A 2,080-nucleotide genomic window follows, 5' to 3' on the forward strand; every position below is an offset into this window, starting at 1 on the left:
TGATATACACCCATTGCGTGCCGGTTAGGACTGTCAAAAAAAAAAAAAGTCCGCTGGATTTTTGAGCGTACATAAGGACAGGATACGGTAGATGCATAAAAAAGATGACGGTAGTACTCTCTGGCGATTGATTGACACCGGTCCCTGCTTCGGCAGGGAGAACATGGCGATTGATGAGGCGCTTTTCCGTTGTTTTGATCCAGCCACATCCCGACCGGTGCTGCGGCTGTATGGCTGGCAACCACCTGCGTTGTCGCTAGGGCGGTTTCAGAAGGCGAGCGATGATCTTGATCTGACCCGCTGCAGGGCTGATAACCTGACGGTAGTACGCAGGATTACCGGTGGCGGGGCGATCTGGCATGCCGACGAACTGACCTATAGCCTGGTCTGTTCGCCTTCGCAGATCCCGCCTGCTGCTTCAGTAAAGGAGTCTTTCCGGGTACTGACTTCCTTTCTGCTTGGTTTTTACCGTGCCTTGGGGCTGCAGGCAGACTATGCCGTTGATCTGGCTCCCGCAGGCAGCAAGCTGGGGCAACGTACGCCGCTCCGCTTTGCCGGGCAGGAAAGCTATGACATTATGCTGCATGGTCGTAAGATTGGCGGCAATGCCCAGCGCCGTTCCCGTGAGATCATCTTCCAGCATGGCTCGATCCCGCTGCAAAACCGGGTAGGGCAGGGGTTGCAGTACCTGAAGATCAGGCCCCCGGGGATTGAACAGGCCACCACCTGCCTGGTTGATGAGGGTATTACTGCTACTGTTGAACAGCTAAAACAGACCTTGGTGCAGCAGTTTGCAGGGCAGTTGGTGGCAGTGTTGCAGCCAGGTGGATTGACAGAGCAGGAGCAGCATGTATCAGACAAATTACTGCACAAAAAATATAGTGCTGATTGCTGGAATCTGGAAGGTAACGAACCATGAAAATACAACGTAAGCCTGAATGGCTGCGCAAAAAGGTACCGCAGGGGGAGCAGGCCGCCATGCGGGGACTGCTGTCTGAACTGAAGCTGAACACGGTCTGCCAGCAGGCGCTGTGTCCCAATATTTCTGAGTGCTTTGGCTGCGGTCAGGCCACGTTTCTGATCCTGGGCAGGGATTGCACCCGTCAGTGCAGCTTCTGCAATGTGGATAAGGCACCCAAGCCCCAGGCACCGGATGCAGATGAACCGCGCCGTCTGTCAGAGGCGGTGCTGCGCCTGAAGCTTTCCCATGTGGTGATCACCAGCCCCACCCGTGATGATCTGCCTGATGGTGGCGCTGGTCATTATGCAGCCACCGTGGCTGCGGTGCGGGAGGTCTCACCTGCTACAGCGGTGGAGCTGCTGGTGCCTGATTTTGGCGGTGATCATTCCTTCCTGGCAACGGTGCTGGCTGCACAACCGGCCATTCTGGCCCATAACTTGGAGACCGTGCCACGCCTGTACGAAGTGCGTAAAGGGGCTGATTATCAACGCTCTCTCAACCTGCTTGAACAGGCAGCCCGGCTTGCTCCGGCTATCCCCACTAAATCCGGCATAATGCTGGGGCTGGGAGAGGAACTGGACGAGGTGCGGACCGTCATGCAGGATCTGCGGCAGGTTGGCTGCAGCTACCTGAGTCTGGGGCAATACCTGGCCCCCAGCAAACGGCATCAACCGGTGGTGGCCTATCTGGAACCGCAACTTTTTGATCAGCTGCGGGACGAAGCACTGGCACTGGGATTCAGGCATGTGGAGAGTGGACCGTATGTGCGTAGCTCATACCATGCGTCAAACTACGCATAATTGAACCTTAAAACGGCATTTACTCACGCAAAGCCGCAACGCTCGCAACGAAAACCAAACAGTCACAGAAACATTCAGTTTCACCCGTTTGGTGAGAGCTCTGTTTGTACAAGGTGCTGTTTTTATTGCGTAGCTTCGTTGTGCCGTTGCGTGAACTGCTTTTTTCGGTTGAATAGTTTCATGGCAGCTTACCTCGTCGTGAAAAGTGAATTTTAAAGGAGTTTCATAATGAAGCAGTCGTTAGTAACTACCGGTGTCTGTAATCTGTTGATGCTTTCTGCCCTTGCCAGCCCGGCCATGGCCGGGGGAGCTTTAAAAC

General features: G+C 54.8%; 2 protein-coding genes. Both read left to right on the plus strand.

Annotated elements, in window-relative coordinates:
- Nucleotides 1-91: 91 nt before the first annotated feature.
- Nucleotides 92-919 (plus strand): lipoate--protein ligase family protein, encoded by an 828-nt coding sequence (locus OEL57_RS16355; protein ID WP_300741969.1) that lies wholly within the window; start codon nucleotides 92-94, stop codon nucleotides 917-919.
- A complete protein-coding gene (gene lipA, locus OEL57_RS16360) occupies nucleotides 916-1,761 on the plus strand; it encodes a lipoyl synthase (RefSeq protein ID WP_300741970.1) in 846 nt (281 codons plus the stop codon). The genes OEL57_RS16355 and lipA overlap by 4 nt, the downstream gene beginning before the upstream one ends.
- The last annotated feature ends 319 nt before the right edge of the window (nucleotides 1,762-2,080 follow it).

Origin of the sequence: Trichlorobacter sp. (assembly GCF_030247655.1) — a bacterium.
Classification (GTDB): Bacteria; Desulfobacterota; Desulfuromonadia; order Geobacterales; family Pseudopelobacteraceae; genus Trichlorobacter.